This is a genomic window from Microbacterium croceum (assembly GCF_023091245.1).
Lineage (GTDB): Bacteria > Actinomycetota > Actinomycetes > Actinomycetales > Microbacteriaceae > Microbacterium > Microbacterium croceum.
The window spans coordinates 259,097-285,479 of sequence record NZ_JAHWXN010000001.1 but is presented as its reverse complement, the minus strand read 5'-3'; the positions used below and the strand labels follow the sequence as shown (position 1 = coordinate 285,479).

At 68.4% G+C, this 26,383-nt stretch carries 24 protein-coding genes; 20 read left to right on the top strand and 4 right to left on the bottom strand.

Annotated features, from left to right (window positions below; translation table 11 throughout):
• The first annotated feature begins 3 nt into the window (after positions 1–3).
• The 11 genes from KZC51_RS01280 to KZC51_RS01230 all read left to right on the top strand — a co-directional run bounded on the left by KZC51_RS01280 (position 4) and on the right by KZC51_RS01230 (position 11,428).
• Entirely contained in the window at positions 4–672 is a 669-nt protein-coding gene (locus KZC51_RS01280; RefSeq protein WP_247628213.1) for a GntR family transcriptional regulator, read from the top strand.
• A gap of 79 nt (positions 673–751) precedes the next feature.
• Positions 752–1,720, top strand: a complete 969-nt coding sequence (locus KZC51_RS01275) for a tripartite tricarboxylate transporter substrate binding protein (protein ID WP_247628212.1) — start codon at positions 752–754, stop codon at positions 1,718–1,720.
• A gap of 82 nt (positions 1,721–1,802) precedes the next feature.
• Complete coding sequence (locus tag KZC51_RS01270; protein ID WP_247628211.1) at positions 1,803–2,342, top strand: tripartite tricarboxylate transporter TctB family protein; 540 nt, start codon at positions 1,803–1,805, stop codon at positions 2,340–2,342.
• The gene (locus KZC51_RS01265; protein WP_247628210.1) at positions 2,339–3,994 is read left to right on the top strand and encodes a tripartite tricarboxylate transporter permease; all 1,656 of its coding nucleotides are present in this window, start codon (positions 2,339–2,341) and stop codon (positions 3,992–3,994) included. The genes KZC51_RS01270 and KZC51_RS01265 overlap by 4 nt, the downstream gene beginning before the upstream one ends.
• Positions 3,991–4,860 carry a dihydrodipicolinate synthase family protein gene (locus KZC51_RS01260; RefSeq protein ID WP_247628209.1) on the top strand — a complete coding sequence of 290 codons (870 nt, stop codon included), beginning with the start codon at positions 3,991–3,993 and terminating at the stop codon, positions 4,858–4,860. Before KZC51_RS01265 ends, KZC51_RS01260 begins: the two co-directional genes overlap by 4 nt.
• Positions 4,861–5,147: 287 nt before the next feature.
• Complete coding sequence (locus KZC51_RS01255; protein ID WP_247628208.1) at positions 5,148–6,464, top strand: ABC transporter substrate-binding protein; 1,317 nt, start codon at positions 5,148–5,150, stop codon at positions 6,462–6,464.
• Between the two features lie 60 nt (positions 6,465–6,524).
• A complete protein-coding gene (locus KZC51_RS01250) occupies positions 6,525–7,415 on the top strand; it encodes a carbohydrate ABC transporter permease (RefSeq protein WP_247628207.1) in 891 nt (296 codons plus the stop codon).
• Entirely contained in the window at positions 7,412–8,302 is an 891-nt protein-coding gene (locus tag KZC51_RS01245; RefSeq protein ID WP_247628206.1) for a carbohydrate ABC transporter permease, read from the top strand. The genes KZC51_RS01250 and KZC51_RS01245 overlap by 4 nt, the downstream gene beginning before the upstream one ends.
• Positions 8,299–9,807 carry an FGGY-family carbohydrate kinase gene (locus tag KZC51_RS01240; protein ID WP_247628205.1) on the top strand — a complete coding sequence of 503 codons (1,509 nt, stop codon included), beginning with the start codon at positions 8,299–8,301 and terminating at the stop codon, positions 9,805–9,807. The genes KZC51_RS01245 and KZC51_RS01240 overlap by 4 nt, the downstream gene beginning before the upstream one ends.
• Entirely contained in the window at positions 9,804–10,460 is a 657-nt protein-coding gene (locus KZC51_RS01235) for a class II aldolase/adducin family protein (RefSeq protein WP_141873302.1), read from the top strand. Before KZC51_RS01240 ends, KZC51_RS01235 begins: the two co-directional genes overlap by 4 nt.
• Before the next feature lie 8 nt (positions 10,461–10,468).
• Positions 10,469–11,428 carry a ketose-bisphosphate aldolase gene (locus KZC51_RS01230; RefSeq protein WP_247628204.1) on the top strand — a complete coding sequence of 320 codons (960 nt, stop codon included), beginning with the start codon at positions 10,469–10,471 and terminating at the stop codon, positions 11,426–11,428.
• 38 nt (positions 11,429–11,466) lie between these two features.
• Here KZC51_RS01230 and KZC51_RS01225 read toward each other — a convergent pair whose 3' ends face one another.
• Both KZC51_RS01225 and KZC51_RS01220 read right to left on the bottom strand, forming a co-directional pair.
• On the bottom strand, positions 11,467–12,264 hold the full coding sequence (locus KZC51_RS01225; RefSeq protein WP_247628203.1) for a DeoR/GlpR family DNA-binding transcription regulator: 798 nt from the start codon (positions 12,262–12,264) through the stop codon (positions 11,467–11,469).
• Positions 12,265–12,379: 115 nt separating this feature from the next.
• Complete coding sequence (locus tag KZC51_RS01220) at positions 12,380–13,573, bottom strand: hypothetical protein (RefSeq protein WP_247628202.1); 1,194 nt, start codon at positions 13,571–13,573, stop codon at positions 12,380–12,382.
• Positions 13,574–13,850: 277 nt separating this feature from the next.
• On the opposite strand from KZC51_RS01220, the gene KZC51_RS01215 reads away from it, so the two are divergent.
• From KZC51_RS01215 to KZC51_RS01195, 5 genes are all read left to right on the top strand, one after another.
• A complete protein-coding gene (locus KZC51_RS01215) occupies positions 13,851–15,143 on the top strand; it encodes an ABC transporter substrate-binding protein (RefSeq protein ID WP_247628201.1) in 1,293 nt (430 codons plus the stop codon).
• Positions 15,144–15,223: 80 nt separating this feature from the next.
• The gene (locus KZC51_RS01210) at positions 15,224–16,189 is read left to right on the top strand and encodes a carbohydrate ABC transporter permease (RefSeq protein WP_247628200.1); all 966 of its coding nucleotides are present in this window, start codon (positions 15,224–15,226) and stop codon (positions 16,187–16,189) included.
• Positions 16,186–17,058, top strand: coding sequence for a carbohydrate ABC transporter permease (locus tag KZC51_RS01205; protein ID WP_247628199.1), 873 nt, complete (start codon positions 16,186–16,188; stop codon positions 17,056–17,058). Before KZC51_RS01210 ends, KZC51_RS01205 begins: the two co-directional genes overlap by 4 nt.
• A 27-nt stretch (positions 17,059–17,085) precedes the next feature.
• Positions 17,086–17,919, top strand: a complete 834-nt coding sequence (locus tag KZC51_RS01200) for an SDR family oxidoreductase (RefSeq protein ID WP_247628198.1) — start codon at positions 17,086–17,088, stop codon at positions 17,917–17,919.
• Complete coding sequence (locus KZC51_RS01195; RefSeq protein ID WP_247628197.1) at positions 17,913–18,836, top strand: dihydrodipicolinate synthase family protein; 924 nt, start codon at positions 17,913–17,915, stop codon at positions 18,834–18,836. The genes KZC51_RS01200 and KZC51_RS01195 overlap by 7 nt, the downstream gene beginning before the upstream one ends.
• 22 nt (positions 18,837–18,858) lie before the next feature.
• On the opposite strand, the gene KZC51_RS01190 is transcribed toward KZC51_RS01195, so the two are convergent.
• Positions 18,859–19,449: a hypothetical protein gene (locus KZC51_RS01190; protein WP_247628196.1), complete on the bottom strand. Its 591-nt coding sequence runs from the start codon at positions 19,447–19,449 to the stop codon at positions 18,859–18,861.
• An 83-nt stretch (positions 19,450–19,532) separates the two neighbouring features.
• Between KZC51_RS01190 and KZC51_RS01185 the strand changes: the two genes are divergently transcribed.
• From KZC51_RS01185 to KZC51_RS01170, 4 genes are all read left to right on the top strand, one after another.
• Entirely contained in the window at positions 19,533–20,531 is a 999-nt protein-coding gene (locus KZC51_RS01185) for a LacI family DNA-binding transcriptional regulator (protein ID WP_247628195.1), read from the top strand.
• A 162-nt stretch (positions 20,532–20,693) separates the two neighbouring features.
• On the top strand, positions 20,694–22,283 hold the full coding sequence (locus KZC51_RS01180) for an FGGY-family carbohydrate kinase (protein ID WP_247628194.1): 1,590 nt from the start codon (positions 20,694–20,696) through the stop codon (positions 22,281–22,283).
• Positions 22,280–23,911 carry a fucose isomerase gene (locus KZC51_RS01175; protein ID WP_247628193.1) on the top strand — a complete coding sequence of 544 codons (1,632 nt, stop codon included), beginning with the start codon at positions 22,280–22,282 and terminating at the stop codon, positions 23,909–23,911. The genes KZC51_RS01180 and KZC51_RS01175 overlap by 4 nt, the downstream gene beginning before the upstream one ends.
• A gap of 121 nt (positions 23,912–24,032) precedes the next feature.
• Entirely contained in the window at positions 24,033–25,061 is a 1,029-nt protein-coding gene (locus tag KZC51_RS01170; protein WP_247628192.1) for a LacI family DNA-binding transcriptional regulator, read from the top strand.
• Positions 25,062–25,065: 4 nt separating this feature from the next.
• Here KZC51_RS01170 and KZC51_RS01165 read toward each other — a convergent pair whose 3' ends face one another.
• Positions 25,066–26,358, bottom strand: a complete 1,293-nt coding sequence (locus KZC51_RS01165) for a glycoside hydrolase 5 family protein (RefSeq protein WP_247628191.1) — start codon at positions 26,356–26,358, stop codon at positions 25,066–25,068.
• Between the last annotated feature and the right edge of the window lie 25 nt (positions 26,359–26,383).

The following is a 26,383-nucleotide window of genomic DNA, read 5'->3' as shown; positions in this document are numbered from 1 at the left end:
GCCGTGACGCAGACTGTCAAGCGCGGAGAATCCCTCGGAGCCCAAGTGGCTCAGGTGCTCAGGCACCGTATCGTGCGTGGAGAGCTCGCGCCGGGGGCCCGTATCACCGAGGAGGCGCTCGCCGAGGAGTTCGCCGTGAGCCGCGGTCCGATCCGCGACGCCCTCACGCAGCTCAGCTTCGAGAAGCTGATCGAGGTACAGCGTCCGCGCGGTGTGTACATCGTCGGCCTCACGCAGGACGACGTCGATCAGCTCTACAGCCTGCGCGGCGCGCTCGAGCAGCTCGCGCTCTCGCGGGCCATGCGTGTCGACGATGCCGCGCGCTGGGCGCCGATGGCCGCTGCGGTGGGGCGCATGGGGGCGGCGGCCGACGCGGGTGATCACGCCGCGTTCGTGGCTGCCGACCTCGAGTTCCACTCGCAGATCTATGCGCTCGCCGATCATCCGCGCCTGGAAGGCGCATGGGCGCAATACCTGCCGACGTTCACCGCACTCCTCGAGGTGACCATCAACCACGATGAGGATCTGCACGAGTCCTCGGGCGACCACGTGAAGCTCATGGACGTGATGCGCAGCGGCACGCCGGAGCAGGCGGCGGAGGTGCTCACGGCGCACCTCGACGGTGCGCGCGATCGGATGCTGAGCGAGCTCGAAGACCGGCCCGCGCACTGAGACAGTGTTGACTGTTAACAGTCAACACTGATAGCCTCGCGGTGTCGACAACACGGTCGACCCACGTAGAGGAGCAAAGATGCCCCGCAAGCGCATCACCCGGGCGGCCGCCGCGATCGCCGCCCTCGCAGCCACCGCTCTCATCGTCTCGGCCTGCACCAAGGTCGAAGAGGGCGAGGACGCCGCGTCGACCTTCCCCGAGAGCGACATCCGCCTGATCATCCAGGCCAACCCCGGCGGAGGCTCCGACCTCTCGTCGCGTGCCCTGGCCACCGAGCTCGAGAAGATCCTCGGCGTCAGCATCATCCCCGAGAACATGCCGGGTGCCGCCGGCGCGCTCGCGATGGAGTACGTCGGCGCGCAGGACCCGGACGGCTACGTCATCGGCTTCGCCCCCGTCGAGATCGCGATGCTGAACACCACGCAGGGCGCCAACGTGCTCCCCGAGGACTTCGACCTGCTCGGCCAGATCATGCTCGCGCCGGGTGTCATCACGGTCGGTGCGAACAGTGGCATCGAGTCGTTGGAAGACCTCGTCGCTCAGGCGAAGTCCGGAGCCGTCACGGTCGCGAACTCCGGCGCCGGCTCGATCTGGGAGGCCGCGACCGTCGGCCTCGGCACCGCCACCGACGCCACCTTCACCCCCGTCCCCTACGACGGTGGTGCGACCGCGGTCGCCGCTGCCGCCTCGGGCGAGACCGTCGCCGCCGTCTCCGGACTCGGCGAGGCGCTCGCGCAGGGCGAGGCCGTGCGCATCCTCGCCGTCATGAACGACGAGCGGCACCCCGACGCAGAAGACGTGCCCACGGTCGACGAGGCCATCGGCGAAGACGTCGTGTTCGGCGGCTGGGGCGGCATCTACGCCCCGAAGGGTCTGCCGGACGATGTGAAGAGCGAGCTCGAGGCCGCCGTCAAGGAAGCCGTCGAGTCCGACACCTACCAGCAGTTCCAGAAGGACGCGGGCAACCTGGTCGTCTACCGCGACTCCGCCGAGTGGACCACCTTCGTCGACGAGCAGTTCACGCTGTTCAAGGACCTGTTGGGCTGAGCGCCGAGACTCCGACGCTGCGGGGCCGGACTCATCGCCGGCCCCGCAGCGCGACTCGCACTCCGTTCACGCAAGGAGCATCATGTCCCCCTCCGAGACCCCGGTCGAGACCGCAGGGCAGGACCAGTACCAGGGCGCCCCCGCCTCGCGGCGCCTGGAGATCGCCTTCGCCGTCGTCGCGCTGGCGTTCACCGCCGGCTACCTGTTCCTCACCACGCAGATCTCGCTGCGCCGGGAAGTAGCCCCCGGACAGATCGACGCCCGGTTCTGGCCGCTCGTGATCGGCATCACCGGCGTCGTCGTCGCGATCGCGCTGCTCGCCATCGCGCTCACCCGCCCTGCGCCCACCCGAGAAGACCTCGAGCGCATCCAGCCGGGCGGCTACGTCCGCGTCATCGCCACGCTCGCCATCACCGGCGCCTTCATCGCCGTGTGGTCGCTCAGCACCGTCATCCTCTTCGGCTACCGCATCGAGGTCTTCCCCGTCGCCGCCGCTCTCCTGATGGCCGCCCTCATGCTCCTCTACGGCCACCGTCGCTGGCTGAGCCTGATCATCTACTCCGCCTCCGTCACGGCGTTCGTCTACGTCGTGTTCGGCATGCTCCTGAGGATTCCCCTGTGAACGCGCTCATGGAGGGGCTGAACTCGCTCCTCGACATCTCGATCCTGCTCTACATGCTGGTCGGCCTCGTGCTCGGCTTCATGGTGGGAGCCTTCCCCGGCATCACCGCGACCATGGCGGTCGCCCTCGCCGCCGGCTTCACGATGACACTGGAACCCGTGCAGGGCCTCGCGGTGCTGCTGACGATCTACGTCGCCGCGAACTTCGGCGACCGGGTGCCCTCGATCCTCATCAACACGCCGGGCACTCCGGCCTCCATCGCGACCACCCTCGACGGATACCCCATGGCCAAGCAGGGGAGGGCCGGCCTCGCGCTGACGATCTCCGCGATCGTCTCGGCCGTCGGCATCCTCGCCTCGCTCGTGCTGTTCTCGGTCGCCGCCGTGCCGATCGCCAGCTTCGCCCGCGACTACTTCAAGTCGCCCGAGCTGTTCGCGCTGGTCGTGTTCGGAATCTCGATCATGATCGGCATCTCGTCGAAGTCGATGCTCAAGGGCATCCTGGCCGGACTCTTCGGCCTCATGCTCGGCACGGTCGGCACGTACGCCGCGACCGCGGATCAGCGCTTCACCTTCGGCGTGCTCGAACTGGTCGAGGGCGTGAACTTCATCGCCGTGATCATCGGTCTCTTCGGCATCGCCGAGCTGTTCGACCAGCTGCTCACGTACCGCACGTCGAACGTGCGTCCCATCTCGAGCCTCGGCCGCTGGTGGCCGAACCGGTCCGAGCTGAAGCAGAGCGGCCGCGCCACGGCGGTCGGCGGCGCGGTCGGCCTCGGCGTCGGGCTCATCCCCGCAGCCGGCGGCGACATCGCCGGACTCATCGGGTGGGAGCGTGCCCGCAAGGTGTCGAAGCACCCCGAGATGTTCGGCAAGGGATCGATCGAGGGCGTCGCCGCCTCCGACACCGCCTCCAGTGCCACGCTCGGCGGATCGCTCACCACGACCATGGCGCTCGGCATCCCCGGCGACTCGGTCATGGCGGTCATGATCGGATCGATGATCATCTGGGGCATCACCCCCGGCCCGACGCTGTTCACGAACCGCCCCGACCTCGTCGTCTCGATCGTCGGCATCATGCTGGTCGCCACGATCCTGTCGCTCGCGCTGAGCCTGGTGCGCATGAAGGGCATGGTGAAGCTGCTCGACGTGCCGCAGCCGTACCTGTGGAGCGGCATCCTGATCTTCTGCATCATCGGCACCTACGCCACCTCGAACAGCCTCTCGACCGTGGTCACGATGCTGGTCTTCGGTGTGATCGGCGTGCTGCTCAAGCGGATGCAGGTGCCGGCCGGTCCCGTGGTGCTGGGTCTGCTCCTCGGCCCGCTCGCCGAGGAGAACCTCGCCCGCACGCTCGCGATCCTGCCGACGCGTGGGTTCTTCGAGGTCGTGAGCCCGATCGCCCTCGTGCTGCTGGCCCTCGCGGTGCTGTCGATCGTGATGCCCGCGATCCGCGCCGCCCGCAAGCCCCGTGACCAGCGTGCCTCGCTCGAGGACTCGATCCTGCCCGACGAGAGCATCGTGCAGATCGAGAAGGCCCACGACGAGCTCGCCGCGAACCCCGACCTGCTGACCTCGACGGTCCGCAGCGTCGACACATCTGCCCGTGCGACCCGCAAGGCGCGCAAGAACTCCAAGGAGAACGAGAAGTGACCCGCTACGACATCCTGACCGCCGTCCCCACCGCGTTCCACCGCGATGGGAGCCTCGACCTCGAGGGCTCGCGGGCGATCTTCCGCTTCGTCGGGCAGTCGGGCAACGAGGGCGCCTTCATCCTCGGGACGACGGGCGAGTTCCCGGCGGTCGACGCGGTCGAGTTCGCGGCGCTGGTCGAGGCGGCGCTCGAGGAGCTGGCGGATCGGATGCGCGTGATCGTGCACGTCGGTCAGCCCAGCACCTTCGAGGCCGTGCGGCTCACGCGCATCGCCCGCGAGCTGGGGGCGACCGAGTTCGCCGCCCTCACCCCGTACTACCTCAAGTCCACGGACGACTCGATCTTCGAGTACTACCGCGCGCTGTCGGAGGCCGTCGGCGACGGGCGGATGTACGTCTACATCTACCCCGCCCGCAGTGGCAACCCGGTGTCTCCGGAACTGCTCGTGCGCCTGGCCGCGCTGCCCGGCATCGTCGGCGCCAAGGTGAGCGAGCTCTCACTCGACGAGATCGCCGCCTACCGCGCCGTGGTGCCGGAGGACTTCGAGCTCTACACCGGCGCCGACCGCGACCTGATCGCCGCCGTCGCCGCGGGTGCGCAGGGTGTGATCTCGGGGGTCTCGTCGGTCACGCCCAAGCCCTTCCGTGCCCTCGCGGATGCCGGACGCACGGGGGATGCCGCCGCGATCGCTCACGCGCAGGTCGCGGTCGACGCCGTGGTGTCGCTGATCGGCGGCGACATGGCACGCATGAAGGAGGCGTACCGCGTGCTCGACGTGGTCGACACCTACTGCCGCATGGCGATCGCGGATCCGACGGATGCCGAGCGCACCGCCGTCGCCGAGGTCGTGGCCGCACACCGCTGAGCGGGCTGGCCCGGGTCGGCGGGCACAACTTCGGATGCCGTGGGGGACACCCCGCGGCATCCGTCGTTTCCGGGGTGTTGCGGAAGGGAAACCGCGAGGTCGCGACATTTCGGCCCGCCGGAGGCCTCTGTCTTTCGTTTACGCAAGCCGAAGCATATGAAAACACAAAAGGAGCAAGACTTTCAGCGAGCTGCCCCGTAATCCTCGCTCTCAATACGCAAATAAACCTAAACTGAGCGCAGCCGGCATCCGCCGCGGACTTTTACAGCGAAGTAAGGGGATTGCAGATGAAGCTCAAGAGGAGCCTGGCAGGGGTGGCCACGGTCATCACTGCGCTGGGGGTCACCGCCTGCGCCGGCGGCGCAGCACCGGTGGAATCGGGCAATGCGTCGGGGGACGCGATCACGTTCCGTTCGTGGAGCCCGATCGAACAGACCACGCGCCAGATGATCGACGCCTTCGAAGCCGAGAACGAGGGCGCGAAGATCGACGCGACGATCTTCAACTACCCGGAGTACCTCGTCGACCTGCAGAGCCGCGCGAGCTCGAACACCATGCCCGACGTGCTCGGCCTGCAGCCCGGAGCGCTCACGCAGCAGTACCGCGAGAACCTGATGCCGCTGCAGGACTGCGCTGCCGAGACCTGGGGCGATGACTGGCAGAGCAAGTTCTACCCGATCGGCATCGAGCAGGCCCGGATGGGCAACCCCGAGGGCGACGACAACTTCTACTCGCTGCCGATCCTCACCCAGACCGTCAACCTGTGGGCCAACTCCGAGATCTTCGATGCCGCGGGCCTGAGTGTTCCGAAGACGTGGGATGAACTCGTCCAGACCACGAAGGACCTCAGCGGGGGCGACGCCGCGCCCTTCCTGCTCCCCGCCAAGGACTCCTGGCTGCGCAACGTGGTCTTCCTGCAGATCGCCAACAACGTCTCTCCCGGCACCGTGTACGAGGCGGAGGACGGCACCACGGACTGGACGGATCCCGCGATCGTGAAGGCATTCGAATACTGGGGCAAGCTCTTCTCCGACGGCATCGCCCAGGACGGCGCGATCGGTCTCGACGCCTACCCCTCCGCCGTGAACCAGTTCGAGGCGGGCAACGCCGCCATGATCCCGCTCGGCGCCTGGTGGATCCAGCAGTCGGACCCGACCAAGTCCGACATCCCGCCGCTCTCGGAGGGCATGGCCGGCTACGAGCCGTTCCTGTTCCCGACCATCCCCGGAGGGGCTGCCGAGTCGCAGTTCGTCGGCGGCATCGACGTGAGCCTCGGCATCTCGAAGAACACCGCCAACCCCGAGCTCGCGTGCAAGGTGCTCACGGACTTCATCGCCGGCTCGGCCGCGCAGAAGCTCGTCAACACGATGAACGACGTGCCCGCCGTCACCGGCCTCGCTCCCGAGAAGTTCACGAGCGAGAAGCAGGAGCAGATCTGGAACCTCTTCGTCGACGAGTGGCTGCCCCAGGTGAAGTGGTCGCGCTACTTCGAGTCGCCCAAGCTCGACCAGGCGGTCGCCGACGCTCTGGCCGCGATCGCGACCGGTGACGCCACTCCGCAGGAAGCAGCGGAATCCGTACAGGCTGTCCAGGACACTCTGTAACAACCGGATTCGTGCGGGGTTCGGGGCGCCATCCCCGAACCCCGCCTGAGAGGAGCGCGCATGAAGACCCTGACGAGAGAAAGGCTGGTGGGACTGGCCTTCCTGGCCCCGACCCTCATCCTTTTCGGCGTATTCGTCGTCTACCCCATCTTCTACAACGTGCAGGCGAGCACCTTGCAATGGGACGGCGTGAACGTCGGCACCCCCGTCGGGATCGACAACTACCTGGAGCTGTTCCAGGATCCGACGTTCCTCATCACCCTCCGCAACTCGGCCTTCTGGATCGTCCTGACGATCATCCCGCAGGGGGTCATCGGCTTCCTTCTGGCTGTCGCCCTCAACCAGGGGCTGCGGGGCAGCACGATCTACCGGGCGATCTTCTTCATCCCCGCGATCCTCTCGCCGGTGGTCGTCGGCATCGTCTGGCAGCGGATCCTCGACCCGTTCAACGGCGTGCTCACCGCCATCGGCAAGGCCACCGGCCTCGAATTCCTCGGCGGCAACTACCTCGCCGATCCGCAGACCGCGATCTTCGCCGTGATCTTCGTGAACGTGTGGATGTGGACCGGGTTCTCGATGCTCTTCTACCTCGCGGGGCTGCAGCTGATCGATCCCAGCCTGATGGAGGCAGCGCGCATCGACGGGGCGAACGGCTTCCAGACCATGGTGCGGATCACCTTCCCGCTGCTGAAGACCACGACGCTCTCGCTCGTGCTGCTCGGGATCATCGGCTCACTCAAGACCTTCGAGCTCGTCTACGTGCTCACCCAGGGCGGTCCCAACCATGCATCCGAGATGCTGCCGACCTTCGCGTTCCTTGAGGCCTTCCAGCTGCAGAACGTGGGCTACGCCTCGGCGATCAGTGTGGTGCTGCTCGTGATCGCCGTCGTGAGCTCCCTCTCGATGGTGCGGGTGTTCGGCGCCGGATTCATCACAGGAGACGAGAAATGACCGCGATGAACGAGACCCGCAACCTCATCGTCCCGAAGGAGGCGGCGAAGACCCGCTCCCGGCATGGTGCCCCTGGGCGCCGCGTGGGCTGGCTCCACGTCGTGCTCATCCCGCTCTCGGTGCTCTGGCTGGTGCCCATCGTCATGGTGATCGGGCTGTCGATGATGCCGCCGAACAACCCGGGCACCCAGTTCTTCGGGATCTTCCCCGAGGAGTTCAGCATCAAGAACTACCTCACGATCTGGGCACAGAACCCGATCCTGCTGCATCTGCTCAACAGCCTCCTGATCACCGTGCCCTCCGTGCTCCTGGTGTGCCTGCTCGGATCGATGACCGCGTTCGCGCTGGCCCGGCTGCGCGTGCCGTTGAAGGCGCTGATCTTCGGCATCCTGATCCTCGCGCTCATCCTGCCGATGTCGAGCATCGTGGTCGCGACCTTCCGGATTCTGCAGTCGATGCAGCTCTACAACAACCTCCTCGGTCTGGTGCTGGTCTACACCGCGCTCGGACTGCCGTTCGCCGTGATCATCATCCGTACGTCCTACCTCGCGATCCCGCTCGAGACCTACGAGGCCGCACGACTCGACGGGGCGAGCGCGTGGCAGATCTTCTGGCGCATCTACCTGCCGCTGGGCAAGCCCGCCCTCGCGGTGGTCGCGGTGTGGCAGACCATGATGAGCTGGAACGACTTCCTGCTGCCGCTGGTGACGCTGGGCGACAACGCCCTCAAGCCGCTCACGCTCGTGCCGCTCGCGTATCGGGGCATGTACCTCTCGCAGCCGGGTGCTCTCTTCGCGATCCTGGTGCTGATCTCGATCCCGGTGGTGCTGCTGTTCCTCTTCATCCAGAAGTACCTGGTGAACGGACTGTCGGGGGCGATCAAGTGAGCGTCATCGGACTCGACCTCGGCACCAGCGGCGTGCGTGCCGTGGCCTACTCGACCAGCGGGGACGTGCGCGGTTCCGCCTCCGCGGCGCTCACGCTGCTGCGCGACGGCACCGGCCGCGTGGAGCTGGAGGCCGGGGAGATCATCACGGCGGCGGAAGACGTGGTCCGCCGTGCCGCGCACCAGGCCACCGTCGCCGGCGATCCGGTGCAGGCGATCGGCTTCAGCGTTCTCGGCGAAGCTGTTGTCCCGATCGACGAGGCCGGCGCGCCCGTGGCGCGGGTCGCCGTGAGCATGGACACCCGCGGAACCGCGGCCGCCGCCGCGGTCGGCGAGATCCTGGGAGAGGGCCGCTTCACCGCGATCACCGGTCAGCCTCTGCACGGCATGTTCTCGCTGTTCAAGATCATGGCCGGAGACCCCGCCTGGGCGGATGCCGCCGGCTACCGCTGCGTCGGCGACCTGCTGGCCGAACGGTGGAGCGGCATCGCCGCGATCGACCTGGGTCAGGCGGCGCGCACCGGCATCCTCGATGTCGACAGGGGGGAGTGGAGCGCGGAGATCCTGAGTGCCGCCGCAGCCTCGGCGCCATGGGTGCGGGCCGAGAGCCTGCCGATCCCGGTCGCGTCCGGCAGCGTCATCGGCCAGGTGCGCGCGGAGGCCGCGGATGCTCTCGGCGTCGCAGCAGACACCCCGCTGGTGGCGGGCACGCACGACCAGGCCGCCGCGTTCCTCGGTGCTGGGGGAGAGCCCGGGGTGCGCTCGGTGATCGCGCTCGGGTCGAGCGACTGCCTCACCGTCGGTTCGCGCGTGCGCCCCCAAGGGCTCGGGGCCACCGGCTTCGCGAGCTATCGCCTCGACGACGAGGTGTGGGTGACCCTCGCCGGCACTGCGGCGGGCGGGTGGGCGCTCGAATGGCTCGCCGGTCTGCTGAACCGCAAGGTCGCGGACGTGTTCGGAGCGCTCGCCGACACGCCTCCCGCGCTGCTCGTGCTGCCGTACCTCGCCGGTTCGGGCACGCTCGACAACGACCCCTCCGCACGCGGCACGATCCACGGACTGACCCTCGACACCACAGTGCCGGAAATCGCCCGCGCGGTCGTCGAGGCGGCCGGATTCGAGTTCCACAAGATCATCGCTGCCCTGCGCGCGCACGGAGTCGAGGTGTCCGACCTCTCGGTCACCGGGGCAGGAGCGGAGAACGCGGATGCGCTCGCCGCCCGCGCTGCGGCTGCGGGAGCGGCGCTCAGTCCGGTCGGGCGGGATGCCTCGGCCCGAGGCGCCGCGATGCTCGCACTCCGCGGCATCGGCGCAGACCCGACGCCGTTGCGGCTCGAGCCCGACGGACTCGCAGCGGGTGTCGACGACACCTTCGCCGAGTGGTACGCGGATCAGCGTGCCGCTTACATCGCGCTGTACGAGGCGACCCGATCCCTCGCCCCGCATCTGACCGCACGACCTCAGCCACACGAACCCCAGCCCCATCAGAAGGAGAACATGACATGACCGAGACCACGCTGCAGGTCGACTTCGACATCGCCGCCGCGAAGAGGGAGATCCTGGACTACTGCCTGCGCTCGATGGAATACGGCCTCAACTTCAACACGCAGGGCAACATCAGCATCCGCGTGCCCGGAGTCGAGGACCGCTTCCTCATCACGCCCACCGATCTCGAGTACGACAAGATGACGCCGGAGGACATCGTCCTGGTCAACGGCGACAGCGAACTGATCGAGGGGCGCCTCGGCCCGTCGAGCGAGGTCACCGTGCACATGGCGGTCTACAAGCGCCGCCCCGACGTCAATGCGATCGTGCACTCCGAGCCCATCTACTCCAACGTCTGGGGCGTCGTCGGCTCCCCGATCCTGGGCACCCTGGTCAACATGGTGATCTACACCAAGGGCGACGTGCCCATCATGCCGTTCGAGCTCAGCAACAACACCGAGTTCGGAGAGCACATGTGCGACGCGATGGGCGACCTGAATGCGGTCGTCTGGGCCAACCACGGTCTGCTCACCGTGGGGCCGAACCTGCGCGACGCCTTCAAGACGAGCGTGGCCGTGGAGTCCGCCGCGAAGGTGCAGGCCTACGCCCGCGCTCTCACCGACACCCCGATCGTGCTCGACTACGACACCCTCGGCATCACCGAGTCGCTCTGAGGCTCGGGATGACCCTTCAGACGCTGCGGGCCGCGCTCGCCGAGGCCGAAGCGGGCGAGTACGCCGTCGGCGCCTTCAACGTGTCGAGCATCGATCAGGCCATCGCGGTGCTCGATGCCGCAGAGGCCGAACGCTCGCCCGTGATCGTGCAGTCGATCGCCGGCATGTCGGCCTATGACGACGAGTCACGCTGGTGGACGCGGCTCCGCGGCCTGGTCGAGGAGTACTCCGAGGTGCCGGCCGTGCTGCACCTCGACCACGGCCGCACCTACGACGACTGCGTGCGCGCGATCGACCACGGGTTCACGAGCGTCATGATCGATGCGTCCCGATCGACCGACACGGACGAGCCGGCCTCGTTCGACGAGAACGTGGCGGCGACCCGACGAGTCGTCGACACCGCAGCGCCGGCCGGGGTGAGCGTCGAAGGCGAGCTCGGCACGATCGGCGGCGCGGAGGCGGGGGTCAGCGGCATCGTCGAGGAGATCGTCTTCGCGGACCCCGATCAGGCGGTCGAGTTCGTGGCGCAGACCGGGGTGGATGCGCTCGCCGTGGCCGTCGGCACCAGCCACGGCTCGGTCAAGTTCACGGATGCCGCGGGTGGCCAGCGTCTGCGGCTCGAGCTCATCGCGGAGATCAAGAGCCGCCTGCCCGACACGTTCCTCGTGCTGCACGGCTCCTCCTCGGTACCGGCTGATGCCGTCTCGGTCATCAACGCGCACGGCGGGGAGGTGCGCCCCTCCTACGGGATCTCCCCGGCGCAGAAGTCGCAGGGCGTCGCCGCCGGCATCCGCAAGATCAACCAGGGCACCGACTCCCACCTCGCCTGGAGCGCGGAGCTGCGACGCTTCCTGCAGGAGAATCCCGCCGTGGTCGAGCCGAGCGAGCAGCTGCGCCCGGCGATCGGAGGCTTCCGTGCCATGGTCGCGCAGCGGATGCGCGAGTTTGGATCATCCGGACGGGCCTGATCCCGATCAGGTCGGGGCCGTGACGGCGATGATCCGGCTCAGGCGAGCTCGATCGTCAAACCGGCCTCTCGAAGCGCCTCCAGCTCGCCCGGAGGCGCTTCGACGCCCGTCACGAGCGTGTCGATGCGGTCGAGCGGCGCGACCTGGATCATCTGGCTCTTGCCGATCTTGGAGCTGTCGGCGACCACGATGCGGCGGGCCGCGGAGTCCAGGTAGCGACGCTTCATCGTGACCTCGGGGAGGCTCGAGTTCGTGAAACCGGTGACCGAGACCCCGTTGCATCCGATGAAGCACAGGTCGCTGTGCACCGAGCCGAGGAACATGTCGCCCAGCGGGTCGATCAGCGAGCGCTGCTTGTAGCTCACGGTTCCGCCGGTGACCACGACGGTGATGTGGTGCGGCTCCGCCACACCCAGCTCGAGAGCGATCGTGAGCGAGTTGGTGAAGACGACCACGCCCCGCAGATCCTCCCTGGCGCGCAGCGCGCGGGCGAGGGCGAGGGTCGTGGTGCCGGCGTCGAGCAGGATCGCCATCTCGCTCTCGACGAGCGCCGCGGCCGCGTTGCCGATCCGCCGCTTCTCGGTGACCGCCCGGGTGAGTGCGCGTTCGTAGTCGGGGGAGTGCGCCGTCGACTTGATGCCCGACATCGCGCCGCCGTGCACGCGCTGGATGATGTTCTCCTCGGCGAGCAGATCGAGGTCGCTGCGCACCGTGACCTCGGAGACGCTGAGTGCCCGGCTGAGCTCCTGCACGCGGGCGAAGCCCTGGCGTTCGATGATCGACACGATCTGCTCGCGCCGCACTGCGGCGGGGACCGTCTGCGACCACTCTGGCATCCCCTCAGCGTACTCGGGAGGGGCCCGCCCGCGATGCGTCGGAGATCTGCGGAATCTCGGATTCCTTCCGCCCTCGGCATCCGTGATTCCGCAGAACTCCGAACCACCCGCGGGTTCAGTCGGCGAGACCGTCCGGGAGGTCGTCGTCGGTGACGAGAGCCTTCGCCTGTGCGGCAGCGCGGTCGACGAACAGGCTCGCCGTCCAGACGAGGGCGACGATTCCGGGCAGGAGAGCGGTCATCCTGCCGCCGGCGAGGCCGGTGATCGAGAATCCGGCGAGGATGAGGATCGCGACGAGTGAGATCGTGAGCCACACGCGCGGATGCCGGTGGCGGAAGCCGGCCGGGCGTGAGCCGACGGCATCGATCTCCGCGCGCATCCCGTCGTGGAACTGCTCGCGGGCGTCGCGCGCCTCGATCACCTCGAGGTCGAGATCGGGAACATCGCGGACCAGATCCAGGCAGGCCGTGTCGAGGGAGAGGATGTCGAACAGTTCGTCGAGGATTCCGTCGTCCGCTTCACGGCGGAACAGCGCGCGCAGGCGGCCCGCATCCGTGGAGTCGAGTTCGAAGTGCGCGATCCACGCGTTGACTTCACCGTCGGGAGGGATGACCTCGTCGAGCCATGTGCGCACCAGGGCGCCATCGACGGTCTGCCCCGGCTTGCTCGGATCCGACCGAACCCACGGGCTGTGCCATGACGCGATGTTCGGCCGACGCCGGCCCATGAACACCGCGGCGCATTCCGAGCCTCGGCGCCACAGTGCTATCCCGTCGGTCATCGCCCAGAGCCCGCTGTCGAGAGCGGTGCCACGATCCGTGTCGAGGTGCGGTCGCAGCGCACGCCCCAGATCACCCGCGTCGACCGAGTCGAAGCTCATGCCGCATCGCGCGCCCAGCATCGCGATGAACTCCGGCTCCTTCCGGATGGTCCAGGCGATGGCGTCGATGGAGGCTGTCGGGCTCGTCTCGGTATCCGAGTCCGGGTGCGCATGGTCCGCATCGGGAAGGAGCAGTTCTCCGTCGAGGTTGATCTCGGGCCCGAACCGCTGCCTCAGCACGGAGCAGACATCGTCGAGGGGGATCCCCCGCCAGGTGACGGCTGGCGCGTACTCGTCCGGAACCGTGAGGATCGTGGTGTCGCCGTCGCTGGGGATGAGTGCGAACGTGCCCGTGTCGTTCATGGTGCTGTGACGCACGGCGGCAGGAACGCGGAGTGACGCGAGAAGAGCAGCGAGCTCATCGGCCCGATCCTTCTCAGACGGTGGAAGCCGGAGAGTCAGCCAGAGGATCCCGGGCGATGCGAGCACCAGCACATCGTAGCGAGGCTGCGGAGATCTGCAGGATCTCGGATGCCTCGCGCCCGCGGCATCCGTGATTCCGCAGAACTCCGAACCCGGACGAGCCGGGCACCCGCCGCAGCGTTGCTCGGCATGCGATAGGTTTCAGATATCAGAATAGTTACGTAACCATTTTTGCTTGACACCGCTCAAACAGGCGGGTTACGGTAGCGAAATCGATTTCACGAACCCGACCGCGAAATCGACTGCATCGTCGCAAAGAACTTGCTGCCCAAAGGAGTGAACAGTGAAGTTGAACCACGCACACCCGTCTCGCCGTGCTCGTGCACTGCGGATGACCGGTATCGCCGCCGTCGCCGCCCTCGCCCTCGCTGGATGTTCCGCATCCGGTGGCGCGGGTGACGGCGCAGAGGCCGGGGGAGAGCTCACGTTCTCCAACTGGCAGTTCCTGGAAGACGGCAAGGGTCCGATCATCTGGGATGCCGTCAAGGGCTACACCGGCCCGAACGACGACATCGAGCTGACCAAGGTCGAGATCCCGTTCGCCAACTACGCCGACAAGCTCAGTACCGAACTCGGCGCGGGCGGCGGTCCCGACGTCATGGTCCTGCAGGACAGCCAGTTCGCGTCGCTCGTCGACGCCGGCGTGCTGGAGCCGCTCGACGACATCGCCGACGAGCTCGGCGACAGCCTCAACAACACCAACGAGGCCGGCTTCTTCCAGGACGGCCAGTACGGCTTCAACTGGGAGCGCCCGACCTACAACACGGTCATCTACAACAAGGACATCTTCGCGCAGCTCGACCTCGAGGTCCCGACCACGTTCGAGGAGTTCCTCACCACGGCCGAGACCATCAAGAGCGAGCTCGGCATCGCCGGATTCGCGGGTCGTCACCAGACCGCCGAGATCGATGGCTGGACGCTCGAGATGGCCAACTGGATCTACGGATTCGGCGGCGAGCTCAGCGACGGCAAGAAGCTGACGATCGACAAGGCCGAGAATGTCGAGGCCGTCGAGGCGTTCCTCGAGACCTTCGAATCCGGTGTCGCACCGATCGGCGACGACGCCTCGACCTTCCGTGCCAAGTTCGGCCAGGGTCAGGTCGGGATGCTGTTCGAGAACTCGGGCGTCGCGACCACCATCACCAGCAACCCCGACAACGTCGTCAACGGCGAGAACATGGGCGCAGCCCCGCTCCCGCTCGCGAACGCCGGATCGAACTCGCAGCTCATCATCGCCGTCAACGCGAACAGCGACAACGTCGAGGCCGCGAAGGACTTCGTCCGTTGGGTACTGGGCGAAGAAGGCCAGACGGCGATCCGCGCCGGTCTCGGCGCCTCCGCCATGGCGACCGACGTCGAGCCCGACGCCGAGTTCCTCGCCAAGAACCCGTGGGCCACGCAGTTCCTCGAGGCCGCGAAGACCTCGAAGTCCACGCTCGTCGAGGGGTTCGAGACCGAGAGCAAGCCGATCTGGCGCGAGGTGCTGACCGCGGTCGAGGACCTGCGCGTCAACGGCGGCGACGTGAAGAGCACGCTCGCCGAGGTGCAGAAGTCCCTCGAAGCCGAACTCGGCTGAGCAGCGCAGACCCGACTGCGCATCCGAGGGGCGGGAACCCCCGTCCCGCCCCTCGCCCCCACTCCTGAAAGGACCTCAGCATGGTCACCCGCACACTCGAGGCGCCTCGGTCGGCGCCTCGCGCTGCGCCGTCGAAGCGGCCGCGAGGCAGCGGAGCCGTCGGGCGCTTCATCGAGCGCAACGGCGCCTACCTCTTCCTCTTCCCCGCGATCGTGTACCTCGCGGTCTTCACGGTCTTCCCCTTGATCCGTGGCCTGATGCTGTCGTTCACCGCGACCAAGCTCGTGAACCCCGCGGGCGGCAAGCCGGTCGGCGTCGAGAACTACGAGTACCTGCTCTCCAGCGACAAGTTCTGGACCTCGGTCGTCACGACCCTGCTGTACACGCTGTTCACGGTCGTCTTCTCGGTGGGCATCGGCACCGCGGTCGCCCTGCTGCTGAACACCGCCTTCAAGGGCCGCGGCATCATCCGCGCGATCGCCACGATCCCGTGGGCGGTGCCGACGGTGGCCGCGGCACTGATCTTCGTCTGGATCTACAACAACGAGCAGGGCATCCTCAACCGCACCACCGCCGCGCTCGGCATGGGCCAGCACGGGTGGCTGGTCGATCCGCAATACGGGCTGTTCGCCGTGACGCTCGCCACGGTCTGGAAGCTCACCCCGCTCGTGATGCTCGTCATGCTGAGCGCGCTGCAGAGCGTGCCGCAGGAGCTGCGCGAGGCGACCTGGGTCGATGGGGCCACGCGGTTCCAGTCGTTCCTCGCCGTCACCCTGCCGCACCTCATGCCCACGCTGCGCGTGATCACCCTGCTCATGACGATCTGGTCGATCCGGCGCTTCGAGATCATCTTCCTCATCACCGGTGGCGGTCCGCTCGATGTGACGAACACGCTGGTCGTGAACGTCTACCGCACCGCCTTCCAGGACCAGAACCTGGGCCGAGCCGCGGCGATCGGCGCCCTCGGGCTCGTGCTGTCACTGCTGGTGACGGTCGTCTACTTCATCGTCGAGCAGATCCAGGAACGTCAGGAGAGCCAGCGATGACCACCATGCGCATCCCCACCGATCTGCCGCGTCGTCGTGGCGTCGCCGCCAAGTTCGGCAGCCTCGGCAAGGCCGTGCTCATCACGCTGCTCGTGGTGTTCGCCGGCTTCCCGGTGTACTGGATGCTGGGCACCTCGCTCGGCACCGAGTCGTCGCTGTACGGAGGCAGCCAGCCGCTGATCCCCGAGTTCCAGAACATCGGCCAGTGGGGCGGCTTCCTCTCGGACATCCCGATCTTCCGCTGGCTCGGCAACTCGTTCGTGATCGCGGCCGGCACCACGATCCTCAGCCTGGTGCTCGCGACGATGGCCGCCTACGCGCTCAGCCGCTACCGGTTCCACGGACGCGGCGTCGCCGGGTTCATCTTCTTCAGCACGCAGATGCTGCCGGAGGCGCTCATCATCGTGCCGCTGTACGCGATCTTCGCCGGGGCGGGACTGCTGAACAGCCACTGGGGCCTCGTGCTCGCCGACACCGCGTTCGTGATGCCGGTCGCCATGTTCATCATCAAGAGCGGCATCGACAAGATCCCCTACGAGATCGAGGAGTCGGCGCGCATCGACGGATGCTCGCGTCTGCGCATCCTGACCACGATCGTGCTGCCGCTCATCATGCCGAGCATCGCGGCCGCCGCGGTCATCGCGTTCTTCGACGGCTGGAACGAGTTCATGTTCGCGAACACGTTCATCTCGTCGTCCGACCTGTGGCCGGCATCCGTGGGGCTGTCGTCGTTCCTCGGCCAGTTCTACACGCCGATGAACGTGGTCATGTTCTGCGCGCTGCTGTTCGCGCTCCCGGCCATCATCTTCTTCCTGTGGGCACAGCGGGGCATCGTCTCCGGCCTCACCGCAGGATCCGTCAAGGGCTGAACGCCCTGCAATCTGGAGTTCTCCTCTATGTCTGAAGTACTCGATCCGCTGTTCTCCGTGCGAGACAAGGTGGTGGTCGTCACCGGCGGCTTCGGCCAGATCGGCGCGGAGTTCGTGCGCTCGCTGCACGAACGCGGTGCCCGCGTCGCCGTCACCTCCCGCAGCGAGGTGGCCGACCCGGCCGGCCGCCTCGGACTCGACGACCCCGACGGCCGGCTGCTGGCGGTCGCGATGGACATCACTGACCAGGCGAGCGTGGATGCCGGCTTCGACCGGGTGCTCGCGACCTGGGGCGTGCCGACCGTGGTCGTCAACAACGCCGGACTCGACACGCAGCCCAGCGCCCCGCCCGAGGTGTCGGGACCGTTCGAGGAGTTCCCGGTGGAGGTGTTCCGCGAGGTCGTCGACACCAACCTCGTCGGCACCTTCCTCGTGACGCAGGCCGCAGGGCGGCGGATGCGGGATGCCGGCGTCGGAGGGTCGATCGTGAACGTGGGCTCGATCTACGGCATGGTCTCGCCGGTGCAGGACATCTACGCCTACAAGGCCGAGGACACCGGCATCCCGTTCATCAAGCCGGTCGCCTACTCGGCCGCCAAGTCGGGGCTGTACAACCTCACGCGTTACTGCGCCACGTACTGGGGGCGTGCGGGCATCCGCGTCAACACGCTCACTCCCTCCGGTGTGCGCCGTGACACGCAGGATGCGAAGTTCCAGGCGAACTACATCGAGCGCATGCCGATCGGCCGCATGGCCGAGGCCGACGAATACAACGGCGCCCTGGTGTTCCTCGCCTCCGACGCCTCGGCGTACATGACCGGGTCCAACGTGGTCGTCGACGGAGGGTGGACCGCATGGTGACCGACGTGCTGGGCGACCGCCTCTTCACGGCGGCCGTCACCCCTATGCGCGCCGACGAGAGCATCGATCACACGGCGCTGAGCGCGATGCTCGACAGCGACATCCGCCGCGGGGTCGAGGGCCTGTACGTGTGCGGGTCGTCGGGGGAGGGCGTGCTGCTCTCCGAGGACGAGCGCATCGCCGTCGCCGAGACCGCGGTGACCGCGGCTGCGGGGCGGGTGCCCGTGGTGTCGCACGTCGGCGCCATGTCGACCGGTGAGGCGATTCGCATCGCCGCCGCCGCGAAGGATGCAGGAGTCGCGGCGATCTCCATGATCCCGCCGCTGTACTACGGCTACTCGACCTCCGATGTGGTGCGGCACTTCCGCTCCGTGATCGATGCCGTCGACCTGCCCTTCGTGCTCTACAACATCCCTCAGTTCACCGGACGCGACATCTCCGAGGGCGGCTTCGACGAACTGCTCGCGCTGTCGCAGGTGGTCGGCGTCAAGCACACCTCGCGCAACCTCTACGGAGCCGAGCGCATCATCCGCCGCTACCCGCACCTCACGCTCGTGAACGGGTTCGACGAGTTCTACCTGCCGGCGTTGTCCATCGGGGCCCGCGGGGCGATCGGCACCACCGTGAGCCTGCAGATCGAGCTGTTCCTCTCGCTGCGCCGTCGCTTCGCGCGGGGAGACCTCGAGGGGTCGCGCGCGGTGCAGGTGCGCATCAACGACACGGTCGAGGGCATGGTCGAGGTCGGGGTCTTCGGTGCGGCCAAGTATCTCGGCGGGCGCCTCTCGGTGCCGCTGGGCGACTGCCGCGCCCCGTTGCCCGCCCTGGATGACGACGGGCGCGCACGCCTGGATGCGGTGTTCGCCCGGCTGCAGGAGCACATCGCCGTCACGGCCGAGGAGGATGCCCGAGTCGCCTGACCTGAGGTCGGTGCGCGTGCCGTCAGTCGGCGTCGAGGTGCGACTCCCACGTCCAGGCCTCATCCGGCTGCGTGGAGACGCGGGCGGTGGCGGCCTGGATCTCTCGGACGTACGCGCGCATCGAGATCGGCAGCGGCGCAGTGAACACGGTCTGTGCGGTCAGCCGGGTGTCGAGGGATTCGAGGGAGTCGGCGACCGTGCGGAAGACGTCGGCGAGGAGCTCGACCGACTCGATCGTGGTCGCCGTCGTGGTCGATGTGGTGGTGGTCACTCCGCGGCCGTGACCGGTGAGGATGCTGCGTCCCGCGGAATCGTGAGCCGTCGGGAGCGTCCATCGCGTATCGGTGAGCCGGTTGTGCAGGGACACGAGAAGGCGGAGGGAGTCGGCGATGTCCTTCTGCGCTCCCGGGCGGATGACCTCGCCGAGATCCGCCCGCGCGAACACGTCGACGCGTCGCCACAGCGGCTGATTCGCCGGCGGCTGCGGGCCGGTCAGCGCGATGATGCCGCCCAGCGCCTGCGTGATCCGGAGAGCCGAGGACGTCGCGGAGCTCTGCGCCTTCGTCAGTCGCTTACGGGCGTCGCCCTCCGTTGCGTGCGACTCCGATTCCATGTCTCCAGCATGTCAGATCCGATGTCCGCTCCTGCGTGATAAGACCTCCTCGGTCGCACTGAAATCGGTTACAGTGAGTGCCCATGACGACGATCTACGATGTCGCGGAACGCGCGGGCGTCTCGCCGGCGACGGTTTCGCGGGTGTTCAACGGCACCAGTGTCTCGGCGGAGAAGGTCGCCGCGGTGCGCAAGGCCGCTGCCGAGCTGAACTTCACCCCGAACCGCACAGCGCGCTCCCTGCGTACGCAGAGCTCGGAGGTCATCGCCCTGGTCATCCCCGACATCGAGAACCCGTACTTCACCGAGATGGCGCGCGGAGTCGAGGATGTCGCTTCGGAGGCCGGGTACTCGGTCGTGCTGTGCAACTCCGACTCGCAGACCGAGAAAGAGGCGACGTACCTGCAGATCGCGATCGCCGAGCACATGTCGGGCGTGATCATCGCGACGGCATCCGAGGCGACGAGTCTCGATGCCATCCTCTCGACCGGGCGTCCCGTCGTCGCGGTCGACCGGGCCACCCGCTATGACATCGACGGCGTCGTGATCGCGAACAGGGCGGCGGGCGTCGCGGCGACCGAGTCGCTGATCGAGGCCGGGTACCGGCGCATCGCCTATATCGGCGGACCTGAGGACATCGACACCGCCGCCGACCGTGCGGCCGGGTGGCGGTCCGCACTCGCCGCTGCCGAGCTGCCCGCCGCCTCGCCCGCCGAACTCGGCGCGCTGCAGCGCTTCGCGACCTTCCGCGTCGACGGGGCCCGCGCGGCGATGGAGGAGCTGCTGGACCTCCCCGAGCCGCCGGATGCCGTCGTCGCCGGCAACAACCTCATCGGCGTCGGGGCGATCCAGGTGCTCACCGAGCGGGGGCTCACGCCGCCGCAGATCGGGGTGGCCGTGGTCGGCTCGCTGCCGTTCACCACGCTGTCGCCGACCGCGGTCACGATGGTGCGCCTTCCTGCCCGGCACATGGGCGTCACGGCGGCGCGCATGCTGCTCGAGCGCATCGGCGGCGATGCCCAGCCCGCACGCACCGTGGTGCTGCGCGGCGAGGTGCAGCACGCCCGTGCGGTGCGCGCCTGAGTGGTTCGTCTCGCATGACCTCGGAGATCTGCATCATCTCGGACCTCGCTGACTGAATCGCTCCGAGATTCCGCTGATCTCCGAAGTGTCGCATCCGCACTTGCGACATGAAATCGATTTCAGATACGCTTTCGGAGGGCCAGCGCGATCGAGGAGGACGCCATGCGATGCACTCTGGGAGTGGATGTCGGCACGTCGAGCACCAAGGGTGTGCTGGTCGCCGCCGACGGCGCGATCCTCGCCTCGACCACCCGCGCGCATGATGTCTCGCGCCCCCGCACCGGATGGGTCGAGATGGATGCCGCGATCTGGTGGGATGAGTTCGTCTCGATCACCCGTGAACTCCTGAGCGCGCACCCGGACGCCGAGGTGATCGCGGTCGGCGTGAGCGGCATGGGCCCCTGCATCCTGCTCGTGGATGAGGACGACGAGCCCGTGCGCCCCGCGATCCTCTACGGCGTCGACACCCGCGCCGGCGCGCAGATCGAGCGGATGACCGCCGAGCTCAGCGCGGAAGAGATCATCCGCGTGGGCGGCTCGACGCTGACCTCACAGGCCGGCGGGCCGAAGATCGCCTGGGTCGCCGACGAGGAGCCGGACGCCTGGGTCCGCGCGCGCCGACTGTTCATGCCCGCATCCTGGCTCGCGCGCAAGCTCACCGGCGCCTATGTGCTCGACCACCAGTCGGCGAGCCAGGTCTCTCCGTTCTACGACATCGAGAACGAGCAGTGGCACGCGCCGTTCTGGTCGCAGTACGCCGCGCGCATCGCACCGCCGCAGCTCGCCTGGGCGGGCGACATCGCCGGCTCCGTCACCGACGACGCGGCGGCGCTCACCGGCCTCGCCGCCGGAACCCCGGTCATCACCGGCACGATCGACGCGTGGACCGAGGCGGTCAGTGTGGGCGCGCACGAGCCCGGCGACCTCATGCTCATGTACGGCACGACCATGTTCATGATCTTCACGAACAGCGTGGCGACCGGCGCGGAGACCCTGCGCACCCCCTCCATGTGGACCACGGCCGGCGCGTTCCCCGGCACCCGCAACCTCGCCGGAGGGCTCTCGACCTCCGGCGCCCTGACCGCCTGGCTCAAGGACCTGACGGATGCCGACTATCCGCAGCTGCTCGCCGAGGCCGAGGCCTCGGGACCCGGAGCGCGCGGACTGCTGATGCTGCCGTACTTCGCCGGTGAGCGCACCCCGATCCAGGACCCGGACGCCCGTGGCGTCATCGCAGGGCTGACGCTCGCGCACGGCCGCGGCGACCTGTATCGGGCCGCGCTCGAGGCGACGGCGCTGGGCGTGCGGCACAACGTCGAGACCATGCGCGCGGCCGGGGCCGACATCCGCCGCATCGTCGCGGTCGGCGGGGGGACCCAGGGGCAGCTGTGGCTCCAGATCGTCTCCGATGTGACCGGTCTGGTGCAGGAGGTGCCGGCCACGACCATCGGTGCGAGCTACGGCGCCGCGTTCCTCGCCGCCACCGCGGTCGCTGCAGCGGGAGAGGACGCCGACGCCGAGGCCCCGCTCATCGCCGACTGGAACCCGGTCGCCCAGATCATCACGCCGGATGCCGCGCTGCGCCCGACCTACGACACCCTGTTCGACCGGTACGTGCGCCTGTACTCGGCGACCGCGGACATCGCCCATGAGCTCGCCGCCGACCAGCGTGCTTCGACAGGCTCAGCGACCCACTCCGGTGGCTCGGCGGCCCACACCCACCCCACGACGTCATCAACGGAGGAATCATGACCTACACACTGCCGACCCCGGCATCCCGTCCGGCATCCGCCCCGAAGACCGCCTACCTGATCGCCTCCGGCGACCTGCGCGAGGCCGCCAACACCGGCGGCTGGCCGGTGCAGGTCGAGCTCGAGGCGGGCGTCACCGGCGTCTTCAACGACCTCGGCTGGACCGTCATCCGCGCCAACGACGTCGACCCCGCCACCGGCCACGGCTTCATCTCGAGCCAGCGCATGGGCCTCGAGGTCTTCAAGAACATCCCCGTCGACGCGCCGCTCATCGTGGCAGAGGCCGTCTGGCAGTACTCGCACCACGTGCTCGCCGGTCTGCGCACGCACCAGGGGCCGATCCTCACGGTCGCGAACTTCGCGGGCGACTGGCCCGGGCTCGTGGGTCTGCTCGGTCTGAACGCCGGGCTCACCAAGATGGACAAGCCCTACGCGACGATCTGGTCGGTCGACTTCACCGACGAGTGGTTCCGTGCCGGCATCAAGGAGTGGACCGAGACCGGCGCCATCACGCACGACGCCTCGCACGTGCGCGCCCTGCCCGAGCTCCCCGACAGTCCCGAGAAGCAGCTGGGGGAGGCACTCGCCGCCGAGCTCCTCGCGGAGAAGGCCATCATCGGCGTCTTCGACGAGGGCTGCATGGGCATGTACAACGCGATCTTCGACGACGAGCTGCTCAACAAGACCGGCATCTACAAGGAGCGTCTGTCGCAGTCGGCTCTGTACGCCGAGATGCTGAACGTCCGCGAGGAAGAGGCGGACGCCGCCTACGACTGGCTGATCGACGCGGGCATGACCTTCGTCTACGGCGAGGACGCCGCCACCGAGCTGACGCGCGAGCAGGTGCAGTGGCAGTTGAAGATGTACATCGCCGCTCTCCGCATCGCCGACGACTTCGGCCTCGACGCTGTCGGCATCCAGTACCAGCAGGGGCTGAAGGACCTGGTGCCGGCATCCGACCTGGCCGAGGGCATCCTGAACTCCACCGAGCGTCCTCCGGTGACCTCGCGCGACGGTTCCCGCGTGCTGCACGAGGGCCGCGCGTTCCCGCACTTCAACGAGGCCGATGAGGGTGTCGCGGTCGACGCGCTCGTGACCGACCGCGTGTGGCGTGCCATGGGTCTGGTGCCCGACAACACCCTGCACGACGTGCGCTGGGGTGAGGACTACGACGGACAGTTCGTGTGGGTCTACGAGATCTCCGGTTCGGTTCCGGCCTCGCACCTGGGCGGATGGCAGAACGCAGAGGGCTGGCGTCAGGGCCACGTGTTCTTCCCGGCCGGCGGCGCCACGATCAACGGCGTCTCGAAGCCCGGCGAGCTCGTGCTGTCGCGCGTCTTCATCGCCGACGGCATCCTGCAGGCCGACATCTTCCGCGCCTCTGCGGTCGAGCTGCCCGCGGAGGAGACCCAGCGCCGCAAGGACGCGACGAACCCGGAATGGCCGATCGCCCACGTGGTGCTGCACGGCATCTCGCGCGACCAGTTCATGGCCCGCCACAAGGCCAACCACGCTCAGACGGTCTACGCGCCCGACGCCGAGACCGCCGACAAGGCCCTGATCGCCAAGGCCGCGATGTTCGCAGGCATGGGGATCAAGGTCAACCTGGTGGGAGACGTCGCCGTCTGAGGCTGCCTGCCCGTTTCGGCGGTAGGCGAATACCCGGGCGTAGGGCGATCCTGTGCAGATCGGCCTACGCCCGCGGGATCCCCTGCCGTGGCGAGTTTGATCTCGGGCCTACAGTGAGGGGATGCCCCCGGTGAAGCGTGTGACGATCACGGATATCGCGCGCCTGGCCGGCGTCTCACCCGGGGCGGTGTCGTTCGCGTTGAACGGCCGCCCCGGGGTGAGCGAGCAGACGCGGCAGCGCATCCTCGCGATCGCCGAGGAGCACGACTGGCTGCCCAGCTCCACCGCTCGCGCGCTCACCGGAGCGCGGGCGGGGGTGATCGGCTTCGCGGTCAACCGCCCGGCCCGCACGCTCGGAGCCGAGGCGTTCTTCACGGATCTGATCGCCGGCATCCAGTCGGCGCTCGCCGCGCAGCGCATCGCGCTGCAGACCGTGCTGGTCTCCTCGGTCGAGGACGAGGTGGCGACGTATCGCCGCTGGCGCAGTGCGCGCCAGGTCGACGGCGTGATCGTGATCGACCCGCGTGACGACGATCCGCGGCTGCCGACGCTGCACGAACTCGGACTTCCCGCGGTCGTGATCGGCAGCGTCGCCTCGCGCGCGAGCGACCCGGCCGCCCTCTGGATCGACGACCGCCAGGTCGCGCGCACCGTGTTCGGCCATCTCGCGGGGCTCGGGCACCGCTCCATCGCCTACGTGGCGGGGCCGGGGGAGTTCCAGCACACCCGTCTGCGCGCTGAGGAGCTCACGGCGCTCGCGGATCGCGGGGTCACCGGCGAGGTCATCCCGACCGACTCATCGCCGGCCGCGGCATCCGCGGCGCTCCACCGACTGCTCGACGCCGCGGAGCCGCCGACGGCTGTCGTGTTCGACAACGACGTGATGGCGATCGCCGGGCTGCGCACGGCGCAGGAGTGCGGAGTGCCGGTGCCGCTGCACCTGTCGCTGTCGTCGTTCGACGACTCGGTCGTGGCGGCGCTCGTGCATCCGTCGATCACCTGCGCCACGCGCGACACCTTCAGGCTCGGAGCGGATGCCGCCGCGTTCCTGCTCGCGCAGATCGACTCGCCCGAGGTGCTGCCCGACCGCGCCGCCGCCGTGCCGCAGCTCACGGTGCGCGACAGCACTGCGGCGCCCTCACCGCGCTAGACAGCTAGACCGCGCGGTGCTCGACGACCGTGTTCTGCGAGGCGTAGCTCCAGGGCTCGACGGCCGGCCGCACCAGCTCGGTGATGCCGCGCGCGGCGAGCACATCGGAGTTCGCGGCATCCCGCGAGGTCACGAAGGCCGGGTCCGCTCCTGCCTCGCACGCGTCGACCCAGGCCTGGAAGATCGCGCCACCGGGGCTCATCGCCCCGCGGCTGATCGGGGTCTCGGCATCGTCGACCTCGACCACGATGCCGAGCGGGCGCGCGGGCGCGGGCCGGCGTTCGCGCAGCTCGGGGATCAGCTCGGCGAAGCGGCGGCCGATCGGCTTCGCCTCGCCGTTCTGGTCGACCAGGCCGAGCGTGTACTCCAGCTCCGGGAAGTCGGCGAGGCTGCGGCTGACGTCGTGCGAGCACCACCACGTGACGCCCCACAGGTTCTCGGTGCGCACGACCGAGCGCAGCGTGGCCTCGAGGAAGTCGGGCGTCTGCGCGGGCGTCAGGCAGTTCGACGGGGCGCCGACCTCCTGCAGCCAGATGGGCTTGTGCGGGTCGGTGGAGAATGCGCGCGCGAGCTCGATCATGTACTCGGCGTGGCGGTCGGAGGCGACCGAGCGGCCGCCGTAGCGCTGCGCGGTGCCGTTGAAGATCCAGGAGTGCACGGTCGTGATGTCGCCCAGACGGGAGGCCAGCGCGGGCGTGAAGCCGTGTCCGTCCATGTACCAGGCCGCGTCGTACTCGCTGTGCACGTGCTGCTGGGCGGGGGCGGAGGCGTGGGCCGCATCGAGCAGGGTCGTGATCCAGTTCGCCGCTTCGGCCTCGGTGACCGGCCAGGGGGAGGGGTGGGTCTGTGCCGAGAACTGGTTGGTCTCGTTGCCCAGCGTGAAGCCGAGGAAGTTGGAGGCATCGCCCAGGCGCTCGCCGAGGCGGGTGACCAGCTCGGCCTGACCGCTGAGCGCATCCGGGTGCGTGAACATGTTCTTGTCGTGCCAGGTGAACAGCCATGAGGGGATGAAGTCGAAGCTCGACAGGTGCCCCTGGATCACGTCGACGCTGGCATCGAGTCCGAACTCGGCGGCGACGTCGACCACGGCGCGCACATCGTCGACCGCTTCATTGCGAATCAGGGTGCGGTTCGGCTGCAGCACCGTCCACAGCGGGAAGATGCGCACGTGGTCGAGGCCCAGCGCGGCGAGGGCCTCGAAGTCGCGACGCACCTCGTCGAGGTCGAGCGCCATCCAGGCGTGCATCCACTGCGAGCGAGGCGTGTAGTTGGCGCCGAAGCGCAGCGGAGCGTCCATGCGGCAACTATACCGATTTAGTTCG

Coding starts and splice junctions, on each gene's coding strand:
- KZC51_RS01180 (WP_247628194.1), top strand. CDS start 20,694: ATGCGATGCACTCTGGGAGTGGATGTCGGCACGTCGAGCACCAAGGGT.
- KZC51_RS01185 (WP_247628195.1), top strand. CDS start 19,533: ATGACGACGATCTACGATGTCGCGGAACGCGCGGGCGTCTCGCCGGCG.
- KZC51_RS01255 (WP_247628208.1), top strand. CDS start 5,148: ATGAAGCTCAAGAGGAGCCTGGCAGGGGTGGCCACGGTCATCACTGCG.
- KZC51_RS01225 (WP_247628203.1), bottom strand. CDS start 12,264: ATGCCAGAGTGGTCGCAGACGGTCCCCGCCGCAGTGCGGCGCGAGCAG.
- KZC51_RS01270 (WP_247628211.1), top strand. CDS start 1,803: ATGTCCCCCTCCGAGACCCCGGTCGAGACCGCAGGGCAGGACCAGTAC.
- KZC51_RS01205 (WP_247628199.1), top strand. CDS start 16,186: ATGACCACCATGCGCATCCCCACCGATCTGCCGCGTCGTCGTGGCGTC.
- KZC51_RS01230 (WP_247628204.1), top strand. CDS start 10,469: ATGACCCTTCAGACGCTGCGGGCCGCGCTCGCCGAGGCCGAAGCGGGC.
- KZC51_RS01250 (WP_247628207.1), top strand. CDS start 6,525: ATGAAGACCCTGACGAGAGAAAGGCTGGTGGGACTGGCCTTCCTGGCC.
- KZC51_RS01210 (WP_247628200.1), top strand. CDS start 15,224: ATGGTCACCCGCACACTCGAGGCGCCTCGGTCGGCGCCTCGCGCTGCG.
- KZC51_RS01170 (WP_247628192.1), top strand. CDS start 24,033: ATGCCCCCGGTGAAGCGTGTGACGATCACGGATATCGCGCGCCTGGCC.
- KZC51_RS01235 (WP_141873302.1), top strand. CDS start 9,804: ATGACCGAGACCACGCTGCAGGTCGACTTCGACATCGCCGCCGCGAAG.
- KZC51_RS01275 (WP_247628212.1), top strand. CDS start 752: ATGCCCCGCAAGCGCATCACCCGGGCGGCCGCCGCGATCGCCGCCCTC.
- KZC51_RS01165 (WP_247628191.1), bottom strand. CDS start 26,358: ATGGACGCTCCGCTGCGCTTCGGCGCCAACTACACGCCTCGCTCGCAG.
- KZC51_RS01190 (WP_247628196.1), bottom strand. CDS start 19,449: ATGGAATCGGAGTCGCACGCAACGGAGGGCGACGCCCGTAAGCGACTG.
- KZC51_RS01200 (WP_247628198.1), top strand. CDS start 17,086: ATGTCTGAAGTACTCGATCCGCTGTTCTCCGTGCGAGACAAGGTGGTG.
- KZC51_RS01195 (WP_247628197.1), top strand. CDS start 17,913: ATGGTGACCGACGTGCTGGGCGACCGCCTCTTCACGGCGGCCGTCACC.
- KZC51_RS01175 (WP_247628193.1), top strand. CDS start 22,280: ATGACCTACACACTGCCGACCCCGGCATCCCGTCCGGCATCCGCCCCG.
- KZC51_RS01245 (WP_247628206.1), top strand. CDS start 7,412: ATGACCGCGATGAACGAGACCCGCAACCTCATCGTCCCGAAGGAGGCG.